Origin of the sequence: Streptomyces sp. SYP-A7185 (assembly GCF_046103685.1) — a bacterium.
Classification (GTDB): Bacteria; Actinomycetota; Actinomycetes; order Streptomycetales; family Streptomycetaceae; genus Streptomyces.
Genome location: NZ_CP122310.1, coordinates 3,251,636 through 3,276,827 on the forward strand (window position 1 = coordinate 3,251,636; position 25,192 = coordinate 3,276,827).

Below are 25,192 nucleotides of genomic sequence, written 5' to 3' on the forward strand. Positions count from 1 at the left end.
CCACAGTCAGTCCCCTACAGACCCGACTCGGAGGTGCGGACCAGGATCCGGCGGCAGTTCTCGCACCGCAGGACCGTGTCCGGGGACGCGGCCTTCACTTCGTTCACCTCGGTGATGTTCAGCTCCAGGCGGCAGCCCTCGCAGCGGCGCTGGTAGAGCTTGGCCGCGCCGACGCCGCCCTGCTGCACGCGGAGCTTGTCGTACAGCTTGAGCAGGTCGGCCGGGACCGAACCGGCCACGACCTCGCGCTCCTTGGTGACCGTGGCGGACTCGCCGTCGATCTCCTCGAAGGCCGCGTCACGGCGGGCCGTCGCGTCGTCGATCTTCGCCTGGACTGAGGAGACACGTTCCGTCAGCTCGGCGACGCGCTCCTGGGCGGACTCGCGGCGCTCCATGACCTCAAGGACGACGTCCTCCAGGTCACCCTGGCGCTTGGCGAGCGAGGCGATCTCGCGCTGGAGGTTCTCCAGGTCCTTGGGGGAGGTCACGGCGCCGGAGTCGAGGCGCTGCTGGTCGCGGTTGGCGCGCTGGCGCACCTGGTCGACGTCCTGCTCCGCCTTGGTCTGCTCGCGGGCGCAGTCGCTCTCCTCGGTCGTCGAGGCGACGAGCAGGTCGCGCAGCTGCGCGATGTCCTTGTTCAGCGACTCGATCTCGGCGTGCTCGGGCAGGGACTTCTTCCGGTGCGCCAGCTGCTGGAGGCGTACGTCGAGTGCCTGGACGTCGAGGAGTCGGATCTGGTCGGCGGGCGCGGCGTTCAGTTGGGGGCTCCTGTGGTGTGGGTATTCGAGGCCGCGTGGGCGGTCCAGGGGTCGGTGACCGTCTTGGAGACGTGGACGCGCAGTCCCCATCCGTGACGGTCGGAGATCTGATCGAGCTGTGCGGCGGCCAGTTCGCACCACGGCCACTCGGTGGCCCAGTGCGCGGCGTCGAGCAGCGCGAGGGGGGTCCGGGCGCGGGCCTCCGAGACCGGGTGGTGGCGCAGGTCCGCGGTGAGGAAGGCGTCCACGCCCGCCGCGCGGACGTCGTCGAAGAGGCCGTCGCCCGATCCGCCGCTGACCGCGAGGGTGCGGATGAGCTGCTCGGGGTCGCCCGCGACCCGGATGCCCTGCGCGGTGGCGGGTAGCCGCTCGGCCGCGCGGGCGGCCAGCTCGGCGAGCGTCAGGGGGTGGTCGAGCTCGCAGATCCGGCCGAGGCCGCGGTGGCCGTCCTTGTCGGCGGGGTCCGGTACGAGGGGGCGGACGACCCGCAGGTCGAGGGCGCCCGCGAGGGCGTCCGAGACGCCGGGGTCGGCGCGGTCCGCGTTCGTGTGCGCTACGTGCAGCGCCACGTCGTTCTTGATGAGGTCGTGGACGACGCGGCCCTTGAAGGTGCCGGCCGAGACCGTCGTCGTGCCGCGCAGGTAGAGCGGGTGGTGCGTGACCAGGAGCTGGGCCCCCAGTTTCACGGCTTCGTCGACGATGTCCTGGACGGGGTCGACGGCGAAGAGGACCCGGGAGATCTCCGCTTCGGGGTCGCCGCAGACGGTGCCGACCGCATCCCAGCTCTCGGCCAGTTCGGCGGGCCACAGGGCGTCGAGGGCGGCGATGACTTCAGACAGACGGGGCACAGAGGAAAGGCTACCTGCCCTCCGTGCCCCGCCGGCCATGGCTTACGCACTGCCACCGGCAGTGCGCGGGGCCGCACCTGCCCGACCGCACGCCCATCACGCACCGGCCGCACACCCGCCGCCCGTCGGCCGCGCACCCGCCCCGCACCGGCCGGGCACTCGCCGCGTGCTACTTGACGAGGAAGCCCTTGAGGTCGCCGAGGACCTCGTCGGCCGCCGTCACGCCGAGGCCCAGGTACCAGGTCTCGTCCGGGACGTCCTCGGCCCGGCCGGCCTTGACCGCGTCGAGCTTCTTCCACAGGGGGTTCTTCTCGGCCTCGGAGCGGCCCGTCTTCTTCGCGTCGCCGTAGACGCCGGTGAAGATCCAGTCGGCGTCGGCCTCGTCGATCTTCTCGGTGCTGATCTCCGTGGCGAGGTCGTTGACCTGCTGGTTCTTGGGGCGGGGCAGGCCGGTGTCGTCCAGGATCGTGCCGATGAAGGACGCCTTCGCGTACAGGCGTACGCGGTCCGGCATGTAGCGGAGCATCGTGATCGTGGGCTTCTTGCCGCCGTCGGATGCAGCGATCTCCCGGCCGAGGGCCTTCGCCTTCTTCTCGTACGCGGCGAGCTCCTCCTTCGCCAGGGCGGTCTTGTCGAGCGCCGCCGCGTTCAGGAGGTAGTTCTCCTTCCACGTGAAGCCGGGGCGGATGGAGAAGACCGTCGGGGCGATCTTGGAGAGCTGCGGGTAGAGCTTGGCGGCGCGCAGCTCGCTGCCGAGGATCAGGTCGGGCTTGAGGTTCGCGATGGCCTCCAGGTTGAGGGCGTTGATCGTGCCCACGTCCTTGGGGTTGCCCGCGTCCTTCTTGAGGTAGCCGGGGATGCCGTCGTCGCCCTCGGTGGGGGCGTAGCCGACGGGCTTGACGCCGAGCGAGACGACGTTGTCGAGCTCGCCGACGTCCAGAACCACGACCCGCTTGGGCTGCGCCTTCAGCTCGGTCTTGCCGCGGGCGTGGGTGAGGGTGCGCGGGAACTCGCCCGGCTTCGCCGTCGTGCCCATCTTCGCGGTCTGCTCTGCGGCCTTCGCGAAGTCGTCGCCGCCCTGGGCCACGGCCTTGCTGCCGCTGCCGTCGTCCTTGGCCGCGTCGTCACCGGACCCGCAGGCCGCGAGGGAGAGCGCGCCGGCCACGGCGAGCGCGAGGGCGGCGGTGGCACGGTGGCGGCGGGGGCTCATGGGTCGTGCGGGCCGTACGGACGGGGACATCGGGACTCCAGGGGGTGCGCTGCCCGGTCTGCCGCCCGAGTCGATGCACCGCTCGTCCGGACCGCCGGGGAACCACTTAGGTTCGCCTTACCCTAAGCGCGCCCTTCCCGCCCAGCACACCCACCCCCGCCCCCTCAGGCGAATCGGTACATCGCCACCCTTCTGTGTGAAGCGGGTGGCCACGGGTGCCACGGCAGTGCGTACGAAAACTAGCTTCGGGGCCCGGAGGTTCCCCCATGACAGCGCCCACGCTTGAGCCCGAGCCCATGACCGCGCCGACGTCTCCCCCGACGCCCGCGCCACCCCCGGTGATAACCGCCGACGGCGCGTACGCCGCCCGTCTCGCCCTCAAGGGCGACTCCTGGTTCCCCGAGCGCTGGACCCTCGACTCCCCCGAGCCGTACGCGGTGCCGCTGCCCGGCGACCAGCCCGAGGAGCCCGGCACCGAAGTGCTCCCGATGGCCGACGGACGGGTCCTGATCCACCGCGTCGTCGACGGCCGGCACGCCTTCACGCTCCTGTACCCGACGGGCCCGGGGACCGGTGAGGTGCCGCTCGGCGCCGTGGAGTGCGCAGGATCCCGGCTGACGCTGCTGCCGCCGTCCCCGGTCGGCCACCACGCGTACGCCCTCGCGGTCGGCGCCGCGTCGACCGCCCTGTGGCTGGTGGCGGGCGGCGCCTTCGGCCCCGAGCACGTCGCGGAGATCCCCGGCCGCTGTTCCGGCGGGGTATGGCTGGACGGCGAGGCCCGGATGCTGGCCCTGGACCGGGAGCTTGACGGCAGGGTCAAGGCGGTGGCGGTCGACCTGGGGCGGGGCGGTGAGGTGTCCCCCCTCCTCCAGATCGCCGACGACAGCGACGACCGGCTGCTGCTCGCGGACGCCGACAGCGGGCTGCTCCTGATCCGCTCGGACGCGCCGGGCCACGACAGGCTCGGCTGGGGGGTCCTCGGCGGGACGCGCCCGGTGCGCTTCCCCGAGTGCCTGCGGCTGCCCGACCTCGCGGTGACGCCGTTCGCCGTCCAGCCCGGCCAGACGCTGACGCCGGAGAGCTGCGCGGTGGCGCTGCGGATCGACGGGGCGGCCGGGACCTGGCTGGGCCTGTGGCGGCCCGCCGAGCGCCGGCTGCATCAACTCGCGGCCCCGGAGGGGTGGTTGGCCGGTGCGGGGTGGTGGACGCGGGAGGGCGGGCTGCGTCTGCCGTATGTGACGGAGGCGGTCGCGTGCGGGGTCGCGGAGGTGGAACCGCTGGCTCCGGCGGCGGCGCCCGCACCGGTCGCCGCACGGCCCGTTCCGTTGCAGCAGGCACCCCTCGGCGGGCGCGCGAGCGTTGGTTAGACTCGCCCGGCTGTACGAACGATCTTCTTTACCGGTTTACGGGGTGAGTGTGTTGATGAGGACCGAGATCAGTACGGAATCCGAGCGGAATCCCGAGCCGCGGGAGGCGGCGGGCACTTCCGGTGCGGGCAAGCACCGGGGGCCTGTGGCCGAACACGACGGGGGCGCGGCGCCGCGGGGGCGGCACCGCCGCCAGGGCGAGAAGTAGGCCCCGGCTCCACCGGGATCTCGCGCACACGCCGGGCGGGCCGGATGTTTCCGGCCCGCCCGGCGTGTGCCGTTTCCGGCGTGGTTCAGCCCCGCTTCAGGCCGAGCACCTCGGACGCGGCGAACGTCTCCCCGTCCGGCCGCCCCGCGTAATAGGGCGTCAGGGCCTCGTCCAGTTCCTCGTACGTGAAGACGTCCTTCGCGGTGTCGAACTTCGCCGCCACCTTGGGACGTTCGACCACGGCCACCATGCCGCCGTGGACCACGAGGAGCTGGCCGTTGACCCCGGCCGCCGCGGGTGACGCCAGGTAGCCGACCAGCGGCGCCACATGCTCGGGGGCGAGCGCGTCCAGCTCGCCCGCGCCCGGCTCCTGGTAGCCCGCGAAGACGTCCTCCGTCATCCGGGTCCGCGCCCGGGGGCAGATGACGTTGGCCGTCACGCCGTACTTGCCGAGGGCCAGCGCGCTCGACGTCGTCAGGCCGACGATGCCGCCCTTGGCCGCCGCGTAGTTCGGCTGGCCCGCCGAGCCCGCGAGGAACGCCTCGGACGAGGTGTTGACGATCCGGCCGTAGACCGGACCGCCCGCCGCCTTGGACCGCTCGCGCCAGTGCACGGCCGCGAAGTGCGACGTGTTGAAGTGGCCCTTGAGGTGGACGTGGATGACCGAGTCCCACTCGCTCTCGCTCATCGAGAAGATCATCCGGTCGCGCAGGATCCCCGCGTTGTTCACCAGGACGTCGAGCTTGCCGTACGTGTCGATCGCCAACTGGACGAGACCGCGCGCCTGTTCGTGGTCCGCGACGTCACCCAGGTGCGCGACCGCCTGCCCGCCCGCCGCCCGGATCTCGGCCACGACCTCCTCGGCGGGCGTCGCCGACGCCTCGCCCGAGCCGTCGCGGCCCGGCCGGCCGAAGTCGTTGACGACGACGCTCGCGCCGAGCCGGGCGAGTTCCAGGGCTTCCGCACGCCCCAGACCGCGGCCCGCTCCTGTCACGATCGCGGCCAACCCGTCCAGTGGCCGTGGCAATGGCTGTGCCATCAGGGATCGAAGTCCTCTCAGATCTCGATGCACGTACGCAGCGCGACGCCCGTACGCATCTGGTCAAGCGCTTCGTTGATCTCGGAGAGCGGCACCCGGTGGGTGATGAGGCTCTCCAGGTCGATCCGGCCCGCGCGCCACAGCGCGATGGCCCGCTCGTACGACTGGAGGACGTCGCCGCCGCCGTACATGGACGGCAGGATCTTCTTCTCGTCGAAGAACAGCTCGAACATGTTCAGCTGGAGGTTGTCGTCCATGGCGCCCGCGCCGACGATGACGAGCGTGCCGCCGCGCCGTGTCGTCTCGTACGCGGTGCGTGCGGTGGCGGACTTGCCGACGACCTCGAAGACGTAGTCGAAGCCCTCGCCGGCGGTCACCCGCTGCTTGGCGTCGGCGAGTTCGTCCGGGGAGACCGCCTCCGTCGCGCCGAACCGCAGCGCGGCCTCGCGCCGCGACGCCACCGGGTCGACGGCGATGATCTGCGCCGCTCCCTTGAGCCGGGCGCCCTGGATCGCGGAGATGCCGACGCCGCCGCAGCCGATGACGGCGACCGACGAACCGGCCTTCACGTCGGCGGTGTTGATGGCCGCGCCGAGCCCGGTCGTCACTCCGCAGCCGATCAGGGCCGCGATGTCGAAGGGCACGTCGTCCGGGATCGGCACGGCGCAGCCCGCGTCGACCACGACCTCCTCGGTGAACGTGCCCGTGCCCGCGAAGCCGAAGACGTCGCCGCCGGGGCGCTTGAAGTTGGGGGTGCCCGCGTTCATGAACCCGGCCAGGCACAGCTGGCTCTGGCCGCGCTTGCACGCCGGACACTGGCCGCAGGCGGGCAGCCAGCAGACCAGGACCCGGTCGCCCTGGCCGACGCCGCTCACGCCGTCGCCGACGTCGACGATCTCGCCCGCGCCCTCGTGGCCGGGGATGAAGGGCGCGGGCTGCGGCAGCACGCCGTTCATCGCGGAGACGTCGGAGTGGCACAGGCCGGTGGCCCGTATCCGGATCTTCACCTTGCCCGGGCCGAAGCCCACCGTCTCGACGTCGTCGAGCACCTCCAGTTTGTCCTGGCCTATCTCGTGCAGTACGGCTGCGCGCATGGTGCGGCTCCCCTCGGACGAAGATTCAGGCGTGTTCGACGATCGTGTCGGCGAGGACCGGCGCGTCGTCCCGTTCGACCGCCGTCACCGCCACGTGGACCCGGCCCTCGGAGCGCCACATCCGGATCCGCAGGGTCTCCCCGGGGAAGACGATCCCGGTGAAGCGCGTGCTGTAGCCCCGCACGCGCGAGACGTCGCCGCCGAGCACCGTGTCGACGACCGCCTTGAGCGTCATCCCGTAGGTGCACAGGCCGTGCAGGATGGGGCGGTCGAAGCCCGCGAGCTTGGCGAACTCGGGGTCGGCGTGCAGGGGGTTCCAGTCCCCGGAGAGGCGGTAGAGCAGCGCCTGCTCCTCGCGGACGGGGCGCTCGACGGTCTTGTCGGGCTCGCCCTCGGGGGCCGGGAGGCGGGTGGAGGGGCCGCGTTCGCCGCCGAATCCGCCTTCGCCGCGTACGAAGATCTGGGCGTCGCTGGTCCACAACGGGCCTTCGGCGTCGGCCACTTCGCTGCGCAGGACGAGGATCGCCGCCTTGCCCTTGTCGTACACCGCGGCGACCTTGGAGGTGGTGACGGCCGCGCCCTTGACCGGGATCGGGCGGTGCAGCGTGATGCTCTGGCCGCCGTGCAGGACCGCGGCGAGGTTCACCTCGATGCCCGGGGCCGAGAGGCCGCCGACGACGCCCATGCCGGCGCCCGCGACGGTCGCGAAGCTGGGCAGGACGTGCAGCTTGGACTCCAGGGTGTAGCGCAGTTCGTCGGGGTCGGTGGCGGGGACGCCCGCGCCGAGGCCCAGGTGGTAGAGCTGGATGTCCTTGTGATCCCAGGCGATCTCGGCCGACCTGGGCTCCGCGGCCAGTGCTTTCGCGGCATCGATGGGCATGGGGTGGCAGCTCCTTGGCCGGTCTGAAGACCTCGGCGCGGCCGTCCGCACCGTCGGTCGCACCGAGGTCGCAACAGGGCCGGAGGAGCCCGTTCTAGAACGCGTTCCAGTCCGGCGATCCCATGTATAGCCGAGCGCCCGGGAGTTGTGAAGACTCCTGACGTCACGTCAGATATGCCCGGCGGCGCCTCCGGCCGGCCGTGTGACATTTGTACCGGCCGAGTCCGTACAACCACATCTGCCGCCGTACGGGGCCGTGTTCGTACGGTCAAAGCCATGACGAAGACAGCTCCCGCCGAGCGGGCCGTGACGTTTACTTCCGTGGACAGGGCCTCCGGCCCGCTCCGTGCCGCCGACGGCGACGGCGACGGCGCCGACGGAACCGACGGGGCTCGACGAGACGACGGGACGACGGGAGAGGCGGGGCCGATGAAGACGTCGGTGCAGGACTTCTGGCGGCGGAACGTCCGGCTCGCGGGCTGGTCACGCACCAGCAGGGACCAGCTCGCCGAGATGCGGGCGAAGGAGAGGTCAGCGCGGAGCAGGCCCGAGGACCTGGGCCCGCCCAACGGCTTCGCGATGCTGCCCTGGCTCCTGATGGGCATGGGCTCGTTCTCCAACCTCCTCCAGGGCAAGACGGGCAACCCGTGGCTCGCGGGCCTGGGCCTGCTGGTCTTCAACTCCCTCTACATCAACGTGGTGTTCCGCGCCTTCACCCGGCAGGCGCGGGAGGCACGCGTCACCAGGCGCTCGCTGCTCGCGCTCACCGCGGTCACCTTCGCCCTGGCCATCGGCTACGGCGACAGCTGGCTGATGTTCTTCCCGCTGCTCGGCCTCGCCACCGGCGCGGTGCTGCGCGGCAAGCAGCTCATCCCCGCCGGGTTCGCCCTGAGCGTCTCGGCGGCGATCGTCGGCGGCCTGAAGGAGGGCTGGGACGCTGCGGGCATCGCGTACGGCACGTTCCTCTCCGTCATGGTGACGGCGGCGATCCTGGCCCTCTCCGAGACGGTGAAGGAACTGCGCTCCACCCGCGAGGAGCTGGCCCGCAGCGCCGTGGAGAAGGAGCGGCTGCGCTTCTCGCGGGACCTGCACGACCTGCTCGGCCACACGCTCTCGGTGATCGTCGTGAAGGCGGAGGCGACGCGCAGGCTCGCCCCCCGCGACCTGGACGCGGCGCTCGGCCAGGTCGCCGACATCGAGTCCGTGGGCCGGCAGGCCTTGACCGAGATCCGCGAGGCGGTCACCGGCTACCGCGAGGGCAGCCTGGCCACGGAGCTGGACCGGGCCCGCGACCTCCTGGACGCGGCGGGCATCGAGGCGCTCGTGCGCCAGTCGGGGCCGCCGCTGGCCCCGCAGACGGCCGCGCTGCTCGGCTGGGTGGTGCGGGAGTCGGCCACCAACGTCGTACGCCACTCCGGGGCGACCCGCTGTGAGATCGAGGTGGCGGGCACCGCCGAACGGACCCGCTTGCTGATCACCGACGACGGCCGCGGCGTAGGCTCGGCACCGCCCGGCAGCGGGCTGACGGGCCTGGCCGAGCGCCTGGCGGCGGCGGGCGGCTTTCTGGAGTCCGGCCCCGCGCCGCGCGGCGGTTTCCGGGTCGCGGCGGAGCTGCCGGTCACCGAGCCGGGCACCGGCTCGGGTCCCGGCCCCGTCCTGGAGGAGCGCATCCCATGATCAGAGTCCTGCTCGCCGAGGATCAGGGCATGATGCGGGGCGCGCTCGCGCTGCTGCTCGGGATGGAGAAGGACATCGAGGTCGTCGCGCAGGTCGGCGCGGGCGACGAGATCGTGGACGCGGCGCTGAACGCCCGCCCCGACGTGGCGCTCCTGGACATCGAGCTGCCGGGCCGCAGCGGTCTGGAGGCGGCGGCGGACCTGCGCGAGGAGTGCCCCGAGTGCCGGGTCCTCATCCTCACGACCTTCGGCAGGCCCGGTTATCTGCGCCGGGCCATGGAGGCGGGCGCGGTGGGCTTCCTGGTCAAGGACGGCCCGGTGGAGGACCTCGCCGAGGCGATCCGGCAGGTGCTGCGGGGCGAGACGGTGATCGACCCCGCGCTGGCGGCGGCCGCCCTCAGCGCGGGGCCGAGCCCGCTGACCGGCCGTGAGGCCGACGTCCTGAAGGCTTCGGTGGACGGGGCGACGGTCGCGGACATCGCCGGAAAGCTGCACCTGTCGGAGTCGACGGTGCGCAACTACCTCTCGGCGGCGATCGGGAAGACGGGGACACGGAACCGCATGGAGGCGGTGCGGGAGGCGAGACAGCGGGGGTGGCTGTAGGCCCACCGGCCGCGTCCAGCCTTTTCCGCGTCCAGCCCCCTTCGCGTCCAGTCCCTTCCCCGTCCAGTCCCTTCCGCCTCCAGCCCCTTCCGCCGCCAGCCCCTTCCGGCCCCTCTAGACCTTCTCCGCCTCCTCCGCCCTGCTCTCCTTCTTCTCACCGGGCATCCACAGCAGCAGCACCAGCACCCCCGCCAGCAAGATGCACCCACTGGTCCGGAACGCCATCGCGTACCCGGCCGTCAGCGCCTCCGGAGTCGTCGAGCCGCCCATCCGCGACGCGGAGACCGTCGAGAGCACCGCGAGCCCCAGCGCGCCGCCCATCGTGCGCGAGGTGTTGATGAGCCCGGAGACCAGGCCCGCGTCGCCCGGGTCGGCCCCGGACGTGCCGAGGGAGGCCAGCGGGGTCGCGGCGAGGCCCGCGCCGAACATCATCACGATGCCGGGCAGCATGATCGAGGTGACGTAGTCGCCGTCGGCGGTCATCGTGGACTGCCAGCCGAAGCCGGCCGCCGCCACGACGATCCCGAGCAGGGAGACGTTCTTGGCCCCGAGCACCGGCATCAGGCGCGGCGCGAGCTTCGAGCCGAAGACGATCGTCAGCGACGAGGGGATCAGGGCCAGGCCCGCCTCCAGCGCCGAGTAGCCGAGGACGTTCTGCGCGTACAGCGTCATGAAGAACCACATGGCGAACATGCCGGCGCCGCACACGAACATCGCCGCGTTGGCCGCCGAGACGGACCGCACCCGGAACAGCTTCAGCGGCATCAGCGGAACCTTCGCGCGCGCCTCGACGAGGACGAAGAGGGCGAGCAGCACCAGGCCCGCCGCCAGCGGGACCAGGGTCGCCGCGGCCGTCCAGCCCTTCTCCTCGGTCTGCACGATCCCGTACGCCAGCGTGGCGAGCCCCGCCGTGACGAGGACCGCGCCCGGCACGTCGAGGCGGCGGGCCTCGCCGGCCCGGCTCTCGGTGAGCCAGGCGATGCCCGCGACGATGACGAGGGCGCCGATCGGCACGTTGATCAGGAGCACCCAGCGCCAGGAGAGCAGGTCGGTGAGGACCCCGCCGACCAGGCCGCCCGCGGCGCCGCCGCCCGCGCCCACCGCCGACCAGGTCCCGATGGCCCGGATCCGCGCGGGCCCCTCGGGCACCGCCGAGGTGAGGATCGTCAGCGTGGACGGCGCGAGGACCGCCGCCCCCAGGCCCTGCACGGCCCGCGCCACGAGGAGCTGCCAGTCGTCCTGGGCGAGGCCGCCCGCGAGCGAGGCCACCGTGAAGAGGCCGAGCCCCACGAGGAACATCCGCTTGCGCCCGAAGAGGTCCCCGGCCCGCCCGCCGAGCAGCATGAAGCCCGCGAAGGTGATCGAGTAGGCGTTGACCACCCATTGCAGCCCGACGGCGCTCATGCCCAGGTCGGAGCGCATGGACGGCAGCGCGGTGTTCACCACCGACACGTCCAGGACGACCAGGAACTGCCCGGCGCAGGCGGCCAGGAGCACCGCCCACAGGGGTGCGGACTTCCGCGGCGCGGCTATGTAAGTGTCAGGGGGCGTTTGGACCATGACGGTCATGCTCTCAGGACCGGATGCCCCCTGCATCGGGGTTTCGGCGCAGGGGGCCTCGGTCGTGCGTCCTAGGTCTCCGGGACCTCGTCCGTCCCCGGGGTCAGTCCTTGCGCAGCAGTGTCACCACCGCAGCCCCGCCCAGGCCGATGTTGTGCGCGAGGCCCACTCGCGCCCCCGCCACCTGCCTGGCGTCCGCCTGGCCCCGCAACTGCCATGTGAGTTCCGCCACTTGGGCGATTCCCGTGGCGCCGAGCGGATGTCCCTTGGAGATCAGGCCGCCCGAGGGGTTCACCACCCACCGCCCGCCGTACGTCGTGGCGCCGCTCTCGACGAGCTTTCCGGACTCCCCCGCCGCGCACATGCCGAGGGCCTCGTAGGTGAGGAGTTCGTTGACGGAGAAGCAGTCGTGCAGCTCGACGACGTCGACGTCCTCGATGCCCAGGCCCGACGTCTCGAACACCTGCCGTGCGGCGGCCCGTGACATCGGCTGCCCCACGACGTCGATGCACGAGCCGGAGGCGAAGGACTCCTCCGTGTCCGTGGTCATCGCCTGCGCGGCGATCTCCACGGCCCGCTCCTGGAGGCCGTGCCGCTCGACGAACCGCTCCGACACGACCACGGCGGCGGCCGAACCGTCCGACGTCGGCGAGCACTGGAGCTTGGTGAGCGGCCGGTGGATGGTCTTCGCGGCGAGGATCTCGTCGACGGTGTACTCGTCCTGGAACTGGGCGTACGGATTGTTCACCGAGTGCCGGTGGTTCTTCGCGCCCACCGCCGCGAGCTGCGCCTCGGTGGTGCCGTACTTCTCCATGTGCTCGCGCGCCGCGTCGCCGAAGATCTGGGCGGTGGGCGGGGTCATCTCGAAGCCGTGCCGGGCGGCCATCACGCCGTAGTGCCGGGCGACGGGGGACGTCTTGAAGTCCCCTCCGTCGGATCCGCCGCCGAGCGCGCCGCGCGCCATCTTCTCGAAGCCGAGCGCGAGCACGCAGTCGTTGAGGCCGCCCTCGACGAACTGCCGGGCCATCATGAGCGCGGTCGACGCCGTGGCGCAGTTGTTGTTCACGTTGTAGACGGGGACGCCGGTCAGGCCCAGTTCGTACACGGCCCGCTGGCCCGCCGTCGAGGCCTGGAAGCAGTATCCGACCGGGACCTGCTCCACCTGCTCGTAGGCGATCCCGGCGTCGTCGAGGGCCTTGGTGCCCGCCTCCTTCGCCATGTCCCAGTACTGCCAGTCCCGGGTCTCGGGCTTCTCGAACTTCGTCATGCCGACGCCGACGATGTATGCCTTCACGAGCCGTCTCCTTCAGATGGTGGGGTGCGGCTCGGGGTCCCTCGGCAGGCCGAGGAGCCGCTCCGCGACGACGTTGAGCTGCACCTGCGTGGTCCCGCCCGCGATGGTCAGGCAGCGCGACATCAGAAAGCCGTGCAGGGCCCGCTCCCCGGCGCCCTCGCGCACCGCGCCCGCCGGGCCGAGCAGTTCGAGGGCCAGCTCGGCGACCTTCTGCTGGTGCGGGGTCTGCACGAGCTTGCGGACGGAGGCCCCGGCGCCCGGTTCCGCCCCCGCCACCTGCCGCATCGTCGTGCGCAGGCCGATGCAGGCCAGCGCGTGGGCTTCGGCGGCCAGGGCGCCCAGGCGCGCGAGGCAGGCGCCGTCGAGCTGGTCGGCGCGGGCGATGAGCGCTTCCAGGCCGGTGTCGAAGGTCAGCTGGTCGGCCATGTGGACGCGTTCGTTGCCGAGCGTGTGGCGCGCGACCCGCCAGCCGTCGTTCACCTCGCCGACGACCGCGTCGGCGGGCAGCAGGACGTCGTCGAAGTAGACCTCGTTGAAGAGGGAGTCCCCGGTGATCTCCTTGAGCGGGCGGACGTCGATGCCCGCGGCGCGCTTCATGTCGACGAGGAAGTACGTCAGGCCCTTGTGCTTGGGGGCGTCGGGGTCGGTGCGGGCCAGCAGGATCCCGTGGTCGGCCCACTGGGCCGCGCTCGTCCACACCTTCTGGCCGTTGATCCGCCAGCCGCCCTCGACCCGCTCGGCCCGCGTCCGCAGGGACGCCAGGTCCGAACCGGCCTCGGGCTCGCTGAACAGCTGGCACCACAGCACCTCGCCCCGCAGGGTGGGCGCCAGGAACCGCTCCTGCTGCTCGCGCGTCCCGTACGCGATGAGCGAGGGCACCACCCAGGTGGCGATCCCCAGGTCGCTGACGCGCACCCCGGCCGCCGCCAGCTCCTGCTGGACGGCGAGCTGCTGGACGGGGCCCGCGCCCAGGCCGTACGGCTCGGGCAGGTGGGGCGCCGCGTAGCCGGTGGGCGCGAGGGCCGTGCGGGCGGCGGCCGGGTCGAGGCCGCGGATCGGGGCGATGGCCTCGCGGGCCCGCGCCCGGTAGGCGTCGGCCTCCGGGGGCAGCTCGGTCCGCAGCTCGCGGCGGGCGCCGGCCTCCGCGAGCCGCACCGCCCGCAGCCGGTGCGCGTCGCCGGTGCCCAGGAGCTGGCGGGCCACGAGTGACCTGCGCAGATACAGATGGGCGTCGTGCTCCCAGGTGAAGCCGATGCCGCCGAGGATCTGGATGGCGTCCTTGGCGCAGGAGTACGCGGCGTCCAGCGCGGACCCGGCGGCGAGTGCGGAGACCAGGCCCCGCACGTCCGGCGACGGGTCGTCCGCGGCCCGCGCCGCGTCCCAGGTCAGCGCCCGCGCCTGCTCCAGGCGCACCAGCATGTCCGCGCAAGCGTGTTTGACCGCCTGGAACTGCCCGATGGGCCGCCCGAACTGCTCGCGCACCTTCGCGTGCGCGGCGGCGGTCTCCAGGGCCCAGGCCGCGACCCCGCACGCGTCCGCCGCGTACAGCACGCACGCCAGGTCGCGCACGAGCGCCGCGTCGACGTCGAGCACCCGCCCGGCCGGGACCTCCACCCCCTGGGCCGTCACGTCGGCGGTGGGCCGCGTCGGGTCCGCGCCCTCGTGCGTACGCACGGCGAGCTCGGCCGCGTCGACGGCCAGCCACCGGGTTCCGCGCGCGGACCCGGCGGCCAGGATCAGCAGGTCGGCGTCGCCCCCGGAGAGCACGGGCGGCGCGGTGCCGTCGAGGAGGCAGCCGTCCGCCACGGACACCGCGGTCACCGTGCCCGCGCCGAGCGCGACGGCGCCGACGCGCGCCCCCGACGCGAGGTCGGCGGCGAGCCCGGTGGCTCCCGCCCGGTGCAGCACGACCGAGGCCAGGGAGCTCGCCAGATACGGCCCGGGGAGCGCGGCCCGCCCGGCCTCTTCCAGGGCGACGGCGAGGTCCACGAGGTCGCCGCCCCCGCCGCCGCACTCCTCGGGCAGGTGCACCGCGAGCAGCCCCTGCTCGGCGAGGCCGTCCCAGTGGGCGGGCCTGCCGCCCGCGGCCGGCGGGGCGTCGAGCAGTTTGCGTATCTCCTCGGGCGGCACCGCGCGGGCGATCCAGCCCCGCACCGCCGACGCCAACTCCCGCTGTTCCTGAGTGATTCCGATGCCCATGCGCGTCCTCGCCGGTAGCAGCTTCCGGGACGGCGACAGACTAGAACACGTTCCAATTCGAGGGAAGCCTGACGGGAGGTCAGATACTCGGCCGCCCAGCCGGCGACGACCGGGCTCCCCCAGCACCCGGTTAACAACAGGTCAAGAATTCCCCTCGTACGACATCCGTCGGAATAGTCGCCCCGGGAAACAGGTTCGTCTTGCACGTACCCCCTGCCAGACACCGCACCGCCCCCGGAGGCCCCACGCAATGACGCAGTCGACGACCCACCAACGCGGCACCCGCGGAGTCGTCCCCGTACTCGCCTTCGCCGGCATCGTCGTCGCGGTGATGCAGACGCTCCTGGTGCCGGTCATCAAGGACCTGCCCACGCTGCTCGACACCTCGCCGTCGAACGCCACCTGGGTCATGACGGCGACCCTGCTCGCCGGCGCCGTCTCCACCCCGATCATGGGCCGCCTCGGCGACCTCTACGGCAAGCGCCGCATGCTCCTGACGAGCCTCGCCGTCATGGTCGTGGGCTCGCTGGTCTGCGGCTTCACCGACGACCTCGTCGTGATGATCGTCGGCCGCGCCCTCCAGGGCTTCGCGATGGGCGCCATCCCGCTCGGCATCGGCCTGATGCGCGACGAGCTGCCCCGCGAGAAGCTCGGCTCCGCGATGGCCCTGATGAGCTCGTCCATCGGCGTCGGCGGCGGCCTCGCGCTGCCCCTCGCGGCCCTGACCGCGCAGCACGCCGACTGGCACACCCTGTTCTTCGGCGCCGCGGGCCTCGGCGTCGTGTCGATGCTCCTGACCGTCGTCTTCGTGCCCGAGAGCACCGTGAAGGCGCAGGGCACCTTCGACCTGCCCGGCGCGTTCGGCCTCTCGGCGGGACTCGTCCTCTTCCTCCTGCCCATCACCAAGGGCAGCGACTGGGGCTGGACCTCGGGCATGACGCTCGGCCTGTTCGCCGCGGCGGCGGTCGTCCTCGTCCTGTGGGGCGTGATGGAACTGCGCCTGAAGGCCCCGCTGGTCGACCTGCGCACCACGGCCCGCCCCGCGGTCCTCTTCACCAACCTGGCCTCGATCATGGTCGGTGTCGCGTTCTACGCGATCTCGCTGGTCCTGCCGCAGCTGCTCCAGCTGCCGACCGCCACCGGCTACGGCCTCGGCCAGTCCATGGTCGTCGCGGGTCTGTGCGTGGCGCCGCTCGGCCTCACGATGATGTTCACGGCCCCGGTCTACGCCCGCCTCTCGGCGAAGTACGGCCCCAAGGTCACCCTCATCCTCGGCATGATGATCATCGCGATCGGCTACGGCGCCGGTCTCGGCCTGATGAGCGCCGCCTGGCAGACGATCATCATCGCGGTGGTCGTCGGCGCGGGCATCGGCCTCGCCTACTCCTCGCTCCCCGCGCTGATCATCGGCGCCGTGCCGCCGTCGGAGACGGGCGCGGCGAACGGCCTCAACACCCTGATGCGCTCCATCGGCACCTCGGTGTCGAGCGCCGTGATCGGCATGGTCCTCGCCAACACCGCGGACCACGTGGGCGGCGTCGCCGTCCCCACGATGACGGGTTTCCGCACGTCCTTCCTCATCGCCACGGGCGCGGTCGCCCTGGGCCTCGTCTTCGCCCTCTTCCTGCCCTCCGCCCGCCGCTCGGTCAAGACCCAGCTCCGGGCCAGCAGCGAGGAGGACGCGAACCTGCGCGCGGCGACGGAGGCCCTGGCCGGCTTCCACGGCCGGGTGCTGAGCCCCTCCGGGACCCCGGTCGCGCGGGCCAAGGTCACGCTGATCGACCGCCGGGGGCGGCAGGCGGGCTCGGCCCTCACGGACGACGTCGGCCGCTATGCCCTCGCCGTCCCGGGCGACGGCTCGTACGTCCTGGCGGCGACCGCCTCCGGACACGCGCCGCTGGCCTCGGCGGCGGCGCACCGCGGGGACGACTCGGCGGTGGAGATGGACCTGCTGCTGCCGGGCGGGAGCGACGTCCTGGCGTGACGCGTGGCATGGACGCCGGACGGGCGACGGTGCCGACCCAGCACTCGCTCGGCACTTGATCTGCACTCGCTCAGCACTGGATCAGCACCAGCCCAGCCCGTCCGGCGACCGCCGCCGGGACCCGTCCCCCACCGCCAGACCCGCGACGCGGTCCCGAGCACCTCGGCGGGGTCGCCGCCGACGCACCGCCCCGCCGCCACGCGCGGCCGGGCCATACGGCAGCATGGGTCGGCCCACGGCGGACATCCACCGCCGTTCACCAGCCCAGGAGGACCCCCATGGCCGCGACGCAGGCCCCGGCGCCCGAGCCGGAGATTCTCGCCGCCTTCGAAGCGGCCAAGGGCTTCATGCCGGCCGGCGAGGGGCTCGCCCTGTACGCGGCGGCGACGGAGGCCGCGGCGCTCGGACTGCCGCTCCTGGAGGTCGGCACGTACTGCGGGCGCTCCACGATCCTGCTCGCCGACGCCGCCCGGAAGGCGGGCGTCACGGCCGTCACCGTGGACCACCACCGCGGCAGCGAGGAGCAGCAGCCGGGCTGGGAGTACCACGACCCGGAGACGGTCGACCCGGAGGTTGGCCGCATGGACACCCTGCCGACCTTCCGCCGCACGCTGCACCACGCGGGCCTTGAGGACCACGTGATCGCGATCGTCGGCCGCTCGCCGCAGGTGGCGAAGGCGTGGGGCGGGCCGCTGGGCCTGGTGTTCATCGACGGCGGCCACACGGACGAGCACGCGACGGGCGACTACGAGGGCTGGGCCCCGCACGTCGCGGAGGGCGGCCTGCTCCTGATCCACGACGTGTTCCCGGACCCGGCGGACATCATGACGGGTCAGGCCCCGTACCGCGTCTATCTCCGGGCCCTGGGGTCCGGCGCGTTCACCGAGGTCTCGGCAACCGACTCGCTGCGCGTCCTGCGGCGAACGGGAGCGGGGATCTGACCTCCCGGTTAGAGTCGCTCTCGTGTCGTACGTAGGTCCCGAAGGCCAGCCCCCGCGCCCGCCCCGCCGTTTCACCGGCGGTCCTCTCACCGTGACGCTCGCCGCACTGGTGCCGACGTGCCTGGCCGGGTGGCTCATCTACGAGGCGACGAGCGGCCCCGGCGGGAGCGAGCCACCGAGAACGCTCCCCTCCGTGAGCGAGTCCGCGCAGGGCTCCTCCTCGCCCGAGGCCTCCCCGTCGGGCTCCGGCAAGGACGACGCCAAGGGTGACGGGGACGCGAGCGACGGGCCGGGCACGACGAAGCCGCCGAAGTCCCCGAAGCCGGCGGAGTCCTCGGGCCGTCCCGCCGCCTCCGGGCCCCTCAAGGGCAAGGTCGTGGTCGTGGACCCCGGTCACAACACGGGCAACGGCAGGCACACCGCCGAGATCAACCGCCTGGTGAACGTCGGCACGCACCGCAAGGAGTGCGACACCACCGGCACCTCCACCAACAACGGTTACAGCGAGGCCCAGTTCACCCTGGACGTCTCGCGCCGTCTGCGCACGCTCCTGGAGAAGCAGGGCGCCACGGTCAAGTTCACCCAGGACGGCGACCGGCCCTGGGGGCCCTGCGTCGACGAACGCGCCCGCATCGGCAACAACGCCCGCGCGGACGCCGTGGTCTCCGTCCACGCCGACGGATCGGCGGCGGGCAACCGCGGCTTCCACGTGATCCTTCCCGCATCGGTGAAGTCCGGCTCGGCGGACACCTCCAAGATCGTCGTCCCGTCACGCGACTTGGGCGAGCGCATCGCGGGCAAGTTCCTGAGCGCGACGGGCAGCGCCCCGTCCAACTACATCGGCGACGGCACCGGCCTGGACGTGCGCAAGGACCTGGGGGGTCTGAACCTGTCGACCGTCCCCAAGGTGTTCATCGAGTGCGGCAACATGCGGGACGCGAAGGACGAGGCATTGCTCACGAGTGGCGCCTGGCGCCAGAAGGCGGCCCAGGGGATCTCGGACGGAATCGCCAGTTTCCTGCGGTGATGACCGATAGGTCGGGCGGGGGCAGTGGGCTGGTCGGTCTTTATCCCCAGCAGACACCCCACGTAGGGGAACGATAATGTCCTCCGTACGATGGGGGGCCATCCCCGCGCTCAGCACCACGACCTTGGGGCGAGCGACGCCTCCACCGACGAGACGACTGACGAAGGACCTGAAGTGAATATCCGCTCTCTCACTCGAGGCGACGGCGTGGTGATCGGGGCAGCGGTGTTGCTGTTCATCGCCTCGTTCCTGGACATCTTCGACGCCGAAGGCGCTCCGGACTCGCTGGACATGCCGAACGCCTGGAACAGCGGTCCGGTACTGATGGGCGTCACCCTGGCCGGGATCATCGGTGCCGTCTGCATCGTCGTCTCGCGCGGTCTGCCGACGCCCCCGAAGGTGCTCGGCCTGGACCTCGGACACTTCGGTGTCGCCTTCACCGTCGCCGCCGCCTGGAGCGCCCTCGGGCAGATCTTCGACCCGTCCAGCGGGTACGACAACGTGGGCTCGGGCTCGGGCGACTCCGGTGTCGACGCCGGCGTCGGCCTCATCCTGTCGCTGATCGCCACGCTGATCCTGGCCGTCGCGGCCATCCTCACCCTGACGGTCCCGGCCCTCAAGGCCCCCCTGATGGGTTCCCCCCGCCCCACCCCCCAGCCCTACGGCGGCCAGCCGCAGGGTGGGTACGGATACCCGGGCGCGGGCCAGCCGCAGCAGGGGCAGCCGTACGGCGCCCAGCCCGGCCAGCCGCAGCAGGGGCAGCCGTTCGGGGCCCAGCAGGGCCAGCCGCAGCAGCAGACGCCGCCGCCCGGGGCCGCGCAGGCCACCGGTGACTTCTCACCGTTCTGGTTCGCCGTGCCGGTGCCGCGTCCGCTGTACGCGGAGGACGGCTCGCCGACGCCGATCGCCGAACTGGCGCCCGGCACCTGGTACTTGGCCGTCGAGCAGCGCGGTCCCGGTCTGGTGGCCCAGACGCAGGACGGCCGTCGCGGCGTGCTCCAGGACACCACGGGGATCCAGCGCGGCTGAGCTCTCCCGCACCTCGCGGCCCCTCGCCCTTCCGGGCGGGGGGCCGTTGTCGTACAGTCGCCGTCCTGTACGACAACTGACGGGCCGTCAGAAGGGATCGGGATCGCGCATGCGCCTGGGACTCGCACTCGGCTACTGGGGGCGCGGCCCCGACCCCGGCCACGTGGCCCTCGCCCAGGAGGCCGAGCGGCTCGGATATGACTCCGTGTGGACGGCGGAGGCCTGGGGCTCCGACGCCTTCACCCCCCTGACCTGGATCGCGGCGCAGACCTCGCGGATCAAGCTGGGCACGGCGGTCGTGCAGATGGCGGCGCGGTCGCCGGTCACCACCGCCATGCACGCGCTCACCCTCGACCACTTGTCCGGCGGGCGCATGATGCTCGGGCTCGGGCTCTCCGGGCCGCAGGTGGTGGAGGGGTGGTACGGCCGCCCCTTCCCGAAGTCGCCGCTGACCGCCACCCGCGAGTACGTGGACGTGATCCGCCAAGTGCTGCGGCGCGAGGGGCCGGTGGCCCTCGAAGGCCGCTATCACGCGCATCCCTACCAGGGCGAGGACGGGAGCGGCCTGGGCAAGCCCCTGAAGCCGATCACGCATCCGCTGCGGGCGGATCTGCCGGTGCTGCTCGGCGCCGAGGGCCCCAAGAACATCGCGCAGACGGCACGGATCGCGGACGGCTGGCTGCCCCTGTACTGGTCGCCGATGCGGTCGGACGTGTACGAGGCGTCGCTGGCGGAGGCGCGGGAGGGGTTCATGGTCGCCCCCATGGCCCGGGCCAAGGTCTGCGACGACGTTGCGGAGGGCCTGCTTCCGGTCAAGGCGATGCTGGGGTTCTATATCGGCGGAATGGGGCACTCCGCGCGAAACTTCCATGCGGATCTGATGGCGCGGATGGGGTTCGAGGACGAGGCGCGGCGGATCCAGGAGCTGTTCCTTGCGGGGAACAGGCAGGAGGCGGTCCTCGCCGTCCCGGACACCTTCGCCGACGAGATCTCCCTCGTGGGCCCCCGGGAGCGGATCGCCGAGCGCCTCGAACTGTGGCGCAAGGGCCCGGTGACGGACCTCCTGGTCCTGGCCCCGGACCGCCACACGCTGCGGGTCCTGGCCGAGCTGAACGGCTAGCGGAGCCCGCGTGCCGTCGGCGGGGTCATCCCTTGGCCAGTTCACCCGCCGACGGCACGCGGTCCTTGACCTCCGCGCCCGCGCCCTTGCCCGCGTCCTTCACCTGGTTGATGACGTCGTCGAAGGCGTTCACCACCGAGTCCGTCGACTCACCCTTGCGGAGCTTCGAGGGGAGGTCCTTGAGCGCGTCGATGCCCGCCGTCAGCGGGGCGACCGCCTTGGACAGGGTCGGGTCGCCCTTGGCGTTCTTCGTCGCCGCCTTCAGGCGGTTGTAGGCGAGCGTGCCGGCGAGGCCCGCCTTGATCAGCGCGAACTTGCGCCCGTCGGCGCCCTTCTTGAACTTCCCGGCCCGGAAGGGCTTCACGATCCACTGGTACGTCGCTCCGGCGGCGATGCCCGCGTTCGCGACGAACCGCGTCTTGGCGAACTTCTGCTTCTCGGCGGAGCTCGAAGCCGACGGCGTGGCCTTCGACGACGCGGCGTCCGCGTCGTCGCCGCCGCACCCGGTCAGCCCCGCGAGGAGGGCACCGCACAGCACGGGAGCGACGAGGGACCGGCGGACGGTCGCGGCGGACGGCAACACGGGGACCTCCAGGAGTGGACAGCTCTCCCGGCAGCCTCACCCCGTCCGGCACGGCCCGCCACTCGGGCGGGCCCGTACGGGTTTCAACGGGGGGATCGGGGTCAAACGGTCCTCATGTCCACCCGACAAGCACGTGGTAGCACCGCAGCGAGGGTCATCGTCATCGTCGCAGACGTGATGGCCATCATCCTCGGCCTGTGGATCCTCATGTATCTGTTGGACGCCAATCGCGCCAACGACCTCGTCCAGTTCATCCACGACGTGGCCAGCTGGCTCGCAGGCTGGTCACACGACCTGTTCACGTTCGACGAGGCCTGGGCCCGTGTCGTCTGCGGCTACGGCCTCGCGGCTCTCGTGTACCTCCTGGTCGGCCACGCCATCGCGGGACGGCTGCGCCGCTACTGACCGCTTCACCGCGGACGCCGCTGTCACCCCCCGGCAGCGGCGCGCCGCTGCGGCGCCGCTACTGCCCCCCGGTGGCGGCGCCGCAGCATTCCGGGGCGAGGCCCTGCGGCAGGCGTTCTCCCGAGAACACCGCGCAGGTCGCCTCGTCGCCGCCGAGTGCCGCGACGGCGAGCAGCAGGGAGCCCGCCGTCCACGTCGTCAGTTCCTCCGGCCAGATCGCCTGGTCGTCGAAGACATAGCCCGTCCAGTACAGTCCGGTCGCCGGATCGCGCAGGTGCTGGATCGACTGGAGGATCTCCAGGGCGCGGTCCGATTCGCCGAGCACCCACAGGGACAGGGCGAGTTCGGCGCTCTCGCCGCCGGTCACCCAGTTGTTGGGGATGACGCACCGCACGCCGAGGTCCGGCACCACGAAGCGGTCCCAGCCCTCCTCCATGCGGGACTTGGCCTCCGCGCCCGTGAGCGCGCCGCCGAGGACCGGGTAGTACCAGTCCATCGAGTAGCGGTCCTTGTCCAGGAAGCGCTCGGGGTGGCTGCGTATCGCGTGGGCCAGCGCACCCGTGGCCAGCTCCCAGTCCGGCTGCGGCTCCTCGCGCTGCTCGGCGATCGCGAGGGCGCAGCGCAGCGCCTGGTGGATCGACGAACTGCCGGTCAGGAGCGCGTCGTCGACCGGGGTGCCGTCCTGCTCCCGCTTCCAGCCGATCTGGCCGCCGGGCTGCTGGAGCGCGAGGACGAACTCCACCGCACCCACCACCGTCGGCCACAGGCGGTCCAGGAACGTGTCGTCGCCGGTCGAGAGGTAGTGGTGCCAGACGCCGACCGCGATGTACGCGCAGAAGTTCGTCTCGCGGCCCCGGTCCGTCACGTCGTGCGGATCCCCGTCGGCGTACGCCGCGTACCAGGAGCCGTCCGGGTTCTGGTGCCGCGCGAGCCAGTCGTAGGCCCGGGCGGCCGCCGCGTGCTCGCCGGCCGCGTCCAGGGCCATGGCGGCCTCGGTGTGGTCCCACGGGTCCAGGTGGTGGCCGCGGAACCACGGGATCGCGCCGTCCTCGCGCTGGACGTCGAGGATTCCGCGTACCGTCCGCACGGCCTGATCGGCCGTCAGGACGCCCGGCAGGATCAGGTGCTCGGTCCGCTCCGGGCTCGTCACGCGTCGGTCTTCGGCAGGTGCGGCTTCGTCGCGTACGCCACGAAGCTCTTGCCCACGACCGGGTTGAGCAGCTGCTCCGCCACCTTCGTGGCCAGCGGCTTCTTCATGATGTCCCAGACCAGGAGCTTGTGGTACGCCCGCACGGGCAGCGCCTTGTCGTTGTCCACGCCGAACGCGCACTTCAGCCACCAGTACGGGGCGTGCAGGGCGTGCGCGTGGTGGGTGCCGTACGGCTTCAGGCCCGCCTCGCGCATCCGGCCGAGCAGTTCGTCCGCCTTGTAGATGCGGATGTGGCCGCCCTCGACCTCGTGGTACGCGTCGCTGAGCGCCCAGCAGATCTTCTCGGGGCCGTAGCGCGGAACGGTGACGGCGATGCGGCCGCCGGGCTTCAGCACCCGGACCATCTCCGCGAGGACGCCCTTGTCGTCGGGGATGTGCTCCATCACCTCGGAGATGATGACGACGTCGAACGAGGCGTCGGGGAACGGCAGGTTGAGCGCGTCGCCCTCCATGGCGGTGGCACTCGCGCCCGCCGGAGCCTCGCCCGCCTCCTTCATCGCGGCGAACCACTTGGCGACCTCGCGGATCTCCTCGGCGTTCTGGTCGAGGGCCACCACCCGAGCCCCTCGCCGGTAGCACTCGAAGGCGTGCCGGCCCGCGCCGCAGCCCAGGTCCAGGACGCGGTCGCCCGCGGCGAGCGGGAAGCGGGTGAAGTCGACGGTCAGCATCAGCGAGGGCTCCCGGAGTACGTCGGGGTGGCCGCGGGGCGGCCGGATTGCGGGCGGGCGTCGCGGGCGATCGCCGCGCGGTACAGCTCTGCGGTGCCCTGGGCGGCGCGGGCCCAGGTGAAGTTGGCGAGAACCCGCTCACGTCCGGCCGCGCCGAGGCGGGCCCGCAGCTCCGGGTCGCCGAGCAGGCGGCTCAGGCCGGCGGCGAGCGCGTCGGCGTCGGCGGGCGGCACCGCGAGGCAGGTCTCGCCGTCCGGGCCCGCGACCTCCGGGATCGCGCCGCCTGTGGTGGCGAGCAGCGGGGTGCCGGTGGCCATGGCCTCGGCCGCGGGGAGCGAGAAGCCCTCGTACAGCGAAGGGACGCAGGCGACCTCGGCCGAGCGGACGAGGTCCACCAGGTCGGCGTCGCTGATGCCCTTGACGAACTCGATGGCGCCCGCGAGGCCGTAGCGCTCGATCGCCTGCGCCACCGGTCCGTCCTCGGCGCGCTTGCCGACGACGACGAGGTGGGCGGCGGGGTTCTCGGCGCGGACCTTGGCCAGCGCCTCGACGAGGTGGACGAGGCCCTTGAGCGGGACGTCCGCGCTGGACGTGGTGACGATCCGGCCCGGGACCTCGGCGACCGACGGGTCGGGCGAGAACAGGTCGGTGTCGGCGCCGATGTGGACGACGTCGATGCGGTCGTCGCGGACGCCGAGGTGGTCGATGATCTCCTGGCGCGAGGTGCCGGAGACGGTCAGCACGGAGGGCAGGCGGCGGGCCACGCGCTTTTGCATGCGCGTGAACGCGTACCAGCGGCGCACGGACATGCGGCGGCGCCAGCTCGCCGCCGCGTCCAGGTCGAGGCGGCGGTCCACCGTGATGGGGTGGTGGATCGTCGAGACGAGCGGGGCGCCCAGGTCGCCCAAGAGGCCGTACCCGAGGGTCTGGTTGTCGTGCACGACGTCGAACTCGCCGCGCCGGGACCGCAGATGACGCCGGGCCCGCAGGCTGAACGTGGCGGGCTCGGGGAAACCGCCGGTCCACATCGTCGCCACTTCGAGCGCGTCGACCCAGTCGCGGTACTCGTCGCGCTTCGGCGTGCGGAAGGGGTCGGGCGAGCGGTAGAGGTCGAGGCTCGGCAGCTCGGTGAGCTTGAGCCCCTCCAGGCCCTCGTCCAGGACGGGGTAGGGCTGGGCGCCGATCACCTCGACGCTGTGGCCGAGCCGGGCCAGCTCCCGGGAGAGATGGCGCACGTAGACGCCCTGTCCCCCGCAGAACGGGTTGCCCTTGTACGTGAGGAGAGCGATGCGCAACGGACGGTCACCATCGGCGGTCGGCCCCGTCCGGGGGCCCGCCTCCATGGCCTCAGCGGTCACTCTCGGCCCCCTTCTCCCTGCGGTTGTCCGCGAGGTTACGCCGGGACGGTAATCTAGAACAAGTTTCAGACTTGATCGTTGAATGATCGCTGAACGAGCTTTGAATCTACCGGCAGGTAGCCGCGCTGTAA

Annotated in this window: 22 protein-coding genes; 9 read left to right on the forward strand and 13 right to left on the reverse strand. The window is 72.4% G+C overall.

Annotation, left to right across the window (positions count from 1 at the left end; translation table 11 throughout):
• Positions 1-14: 14 nt before the first annotated feature.
• The 3 genes from QBL25_RS14325 to QBL25_RS14335 form a co-directional block, all read right to left on the reverse strand.
• Positions 15-758: a zinc ribbon domain-containing protein gene (locus tag QBL25_RS14325; RefSeq protein ID WP_409062646.1), complete on the reverse strand. Its 744-nt coding sequence runs from the start codon at positions 756-758 to the stop codon at positions 15-17.
• Complete coding sequence (locus QBL25_RS14330) at positions 755-1,606, reverse strand: Nif3-like dinuclear metal center hexameric protein (protein WP_409057424.1); 852 nt, start codon at positions 1,604-1,606, stop codon at positions 755-757. The genes QBL25_RS14325 and QBL25_RS14330 overlap by 4 nt, the downstream gene beginning before the upstream one ends.
• Positions 1,607-1,775: 169 nt before the next feature.
• On the reverse strand, positions 1,776-2,816 hold the full coding sequence (locus QBL25_RS14335; RefSeq protein WP_409062647.1) for an ABC transporter substrate-binding protein: 1,041 nt from the start codon (positions 2,814-2,816) through the stop codon (positions 1,776-1,778).
• A gap of 266 nt (positions 2,817-3,082) precedes the next feature.
• On the opposite strand from QBL25_RS14335, the gene QBL25_RS14340 reads away from it, so the two are divergent.
• Positions 3,083-4,183, forward strand: coding sequence for a hypothetical protein (locus tag QBL25_RS14340; RefSeq protein ID WP_409057425.1), 1,101 nt, complete (start codon positions 3,083-3,085; stop codon positions 4,181-4,183).
• Positions 4,184-4,476: 293 nt separating this feature from the next.
• Here QBL25_RS14340 and QBL25_RS14345 read toward each other — a convergent pair whose 3' ends face one another.
• From QBL25_RS14345 to QBL25_RS14355, 3 genes are read right to left on the reverse strand one after another with little or no spacing between them, the layout of a single operon-like run.
• Positions 4,477-5,430 (reverse strand): 3-oxoacyl-ACP reductase, encoded by a 954-nt coding sequence (locus QBL25_RS14345; RefSeq protein WP_409057426.1) that lies wholly within the window; start codon positions 5,428-5,430, stop codon positions 4,477-4,479.
• A 17-nt stretch (positions 5,431-5,447) separates the two neighbouring features.
• The gene (locus QBL25_RS14350; protein ID WP_409057427.1) at positions 5,448-6,524 is read right to left on the reverse strand and encodes a Zn-dependent alcohol dehydrogenase; all 1,077 of its coding nucleotides are present in this window, start codon (positions 6,522-6,524) and stop codon (positions 5,448-5,450) included.
• Between the two features lie 25 nt (positions 6,525-6,549).
• The gene (locus tag QBL25_RS14355; protein ID WP_409057428.1) at positions 6,550-7,404 is read right to left on the reverse strand and encodes a MaoC/PaaZ C-terminal domain-containing protein; all 855 of its coding nucleotides are present in this window, start codon (positions 7,402-7,404) and stop codon (positions 6,550-6,552) included.
• Between the two features lie 429 nt (positions 7,405-7,833).
• Here QBL25_RS14355 and QBL25_RS14360 point away from each other — a divergent pair, with 429 nt between their 5' ends.
• Positions 7,834-9,081, forward strand: coding sequence for a sensor histidine kinase (locus QBL25_RS14360; RefSeq protein WP_409062648.1), 1,248 nt, complete (start codon positions 7,834-7,836; stop codon positions 9,079-9,081).
• Positions 9,078-9,683, forward strand: coding sequence for a response regulator (locus tag QBL25_RS14365; RefSeq protein ID WP_409057429.1), 606 nt, complete (start codon positions 9,078-9,080; stop codon positions 9,681-9,683). Before QBL25_RS14360 ends, QBL25_RS14365 begins: the two co-directional genes overlap by 4 nt.
• Before the next feature lie 114 nt (positions 9,684-9,797).
• Here QBL25_RS14365 and QBL25_RS14370 read toward each other — a convergent pair whose 3' ends face one another.
• The 3 genes from QBL25_RS14370 to QBL25_RS14380 form a co-directional block, all read right to left on the reverse strand.
• Entirely contained in the window at positions 9,798-11,243 is a 1,446-nt protein-coding gene (locus QBL25_RS14370; RefSeq protein WP_409057430.1) for an MFS transporter, read from the reverse strand.
• Positions 11,244-11,346: 103 nt separating this feature from the next.
• Complete coding sequence (locus QBL25_RS14375) at positions 11,347-12,537, reverse strand: lipid-transfer protein (protein WP_409057431.1); 1,191 nt, start codon at positions 12,535-12,537, stop codon at positions 11,347-11,349.
• Between the two features lie 12 nt (positions 12,538-12,549).
• Positions 12,550-14,736, reverse strand: coding sequence for an acyl-CoA dehydrogenase (locus QBL25_RS14380; RefSeq protein ID WP_409057432.1), 2,187 nt, complete (start codon positions 14,734-14,736; stop codon positions 12,550-12,552).
• A 250-nt stretch (positions 14,737-14,986) separates the two neighbouring features.
• Between QBL25_RS14380 and QBL25_RS14385 the strand changes: the two genes are divergently transcribed.
• The 5 genes from QBL25_RS14385 (at position 14,987) to QBL25_RS14405 (ending at position 20,837) form a co-directional block, all read left to right on the forward strand.
• Positions 14,987-16,720: an MFS transporter gene (locus QBL25_RS14385; protein ID WP_409057433.1), complete on the forward strand. Its 1,734-nt coding sequence runs from the start codon at positions 14,987-14,989 to the stop codon at positions 16,718-16,720.
• Between the two features lie 278 nt (positions 16,721-16,998).
• A complete protein-coding gene (locus QBL25_RS14390) occupies positions 16,999-17,661 on the forward strand; it encodes a class I SAM-dependent methyltransferase (RefSeq protein ID WP_409057434.1) in 663 nt (220 codons plus the stop codon).
• Positions 17,662-17,683: 22 nt separating this feature from the next.
• Positions 17,684-18,688, forward strand: a complete 1,005-nt coding sequence (locus QBL25_RS14395; RefSeq protein ID WP_409057435.1) for an N-acetylmuramoyl-L-alanine amidase — start codon at positions 17,684-17,686, stop codon at positions 18,686-18,688.
• A 174-nt stretch (positions 18,689-18,862) separates the two neighbouring features.
• The gene (locus QBL25_RS14400) at positions 18,863-19,717 is read left to right on the forward strand and encodes a hypothetical protein (RefSeq protein ID WP_409057436.1); all 855 of its coding nucleotides are present in this window, start codon (positions 18,863-18,865) and stop codon (positions 19,715-19,717) included.
• Between the two features lie 109 nt (positions 19,718-19,826).
• On the forward strand, positions 19,827-20,837 hold the full coding sequence (locus QBL25_RS14405; RefSeq protein WP_409057437.1) for an LLM class F420-dependent oxidoreductase: 1,011 nt from the start codon (positions 19,827-19,829) through the stop codon (positions 20,835-20,837).
• 25 nt (positions 20,838-20,862) lie between these two features.
• Here QBL25_RS14405 and QBL25_RS14410 read toward each other — a convergent pair whose 3' ends face one another.
• Positions 20,863-21,420, reverse strand: a complete 558-nt coding sequence (locus QBL25_RS14410) for a hypothetical protein (protein WP_409057438.1) — start codon at positions 21,418-21,420, stop codon at positions 20,863-20,865.
• 114 nt (positions 21,421-21,534) lie between these two features.
• On the opposite strand from QBL25_RS14410, the gene QBL25_RS14415 reads away from it, so the two are divergent.
• Positions 21,535-21,825, forward strand: coding sequence for a hypothetical protein (locus QBL25_RS14415; protein WP_409057439.1), 291 nt, complete (start codon positions 21,535-21,537; stop codon positions 21,823-21,825).
• A 58-nt stretch (positions 21,826-21,883) separates the two neighbouring features.
• Here the strand turns inward: QBL25_RS14415 and QBL25_RS14420 are convergent, their stop codons facing one another.
• From QBL25_RS14420 to QBL25_RS14430, 3 genes are read right to left on the reverse strand one after another with little or no spacing between them, the layout of a single operon-like run.
• The gene (locus QBL25_RS14420) at positions 21,884-22,975 is read right to left on the reverse strand and encodes a prenyltransferase (protein WP_409057440.1); all 1,092 of its coding nucleotides are present in this window, start codon (positions 22,973-22,975) and stop codon (positions 21,884-21,886) included.
• Positions 22,972-23,703: a methyltransferase domain-containing protein gene (locus QBL25_RS14425; RefSeq protein ID WP_409057441.1), complete on the reverse strand. Its 732-nt coding sequence runs from the start codon at positions 23,701-23,703 to the stop codon at positions 22,972-22,974. The genes QBL25_RS14420 and QBL25_RS14425 overlap by 4 nt, the downstream gene beginning before the upstream one ends.
• Entirely contained in the window at positions 23,703-25,061 is a 1,359-nt protein-coding gene (locus QBL25_RS14430; protein ID WP_409057442.1) for a glycosyltransferase family 4 protein, read from the reverse strand. Before QBL25_RS14430 ends, QBL25_RS14425 begins: the two co-directional genes overlap by 1 nt.
• Between the last annotated feature and the right edge of the window lie 131 nt (positions 25,062-25,192).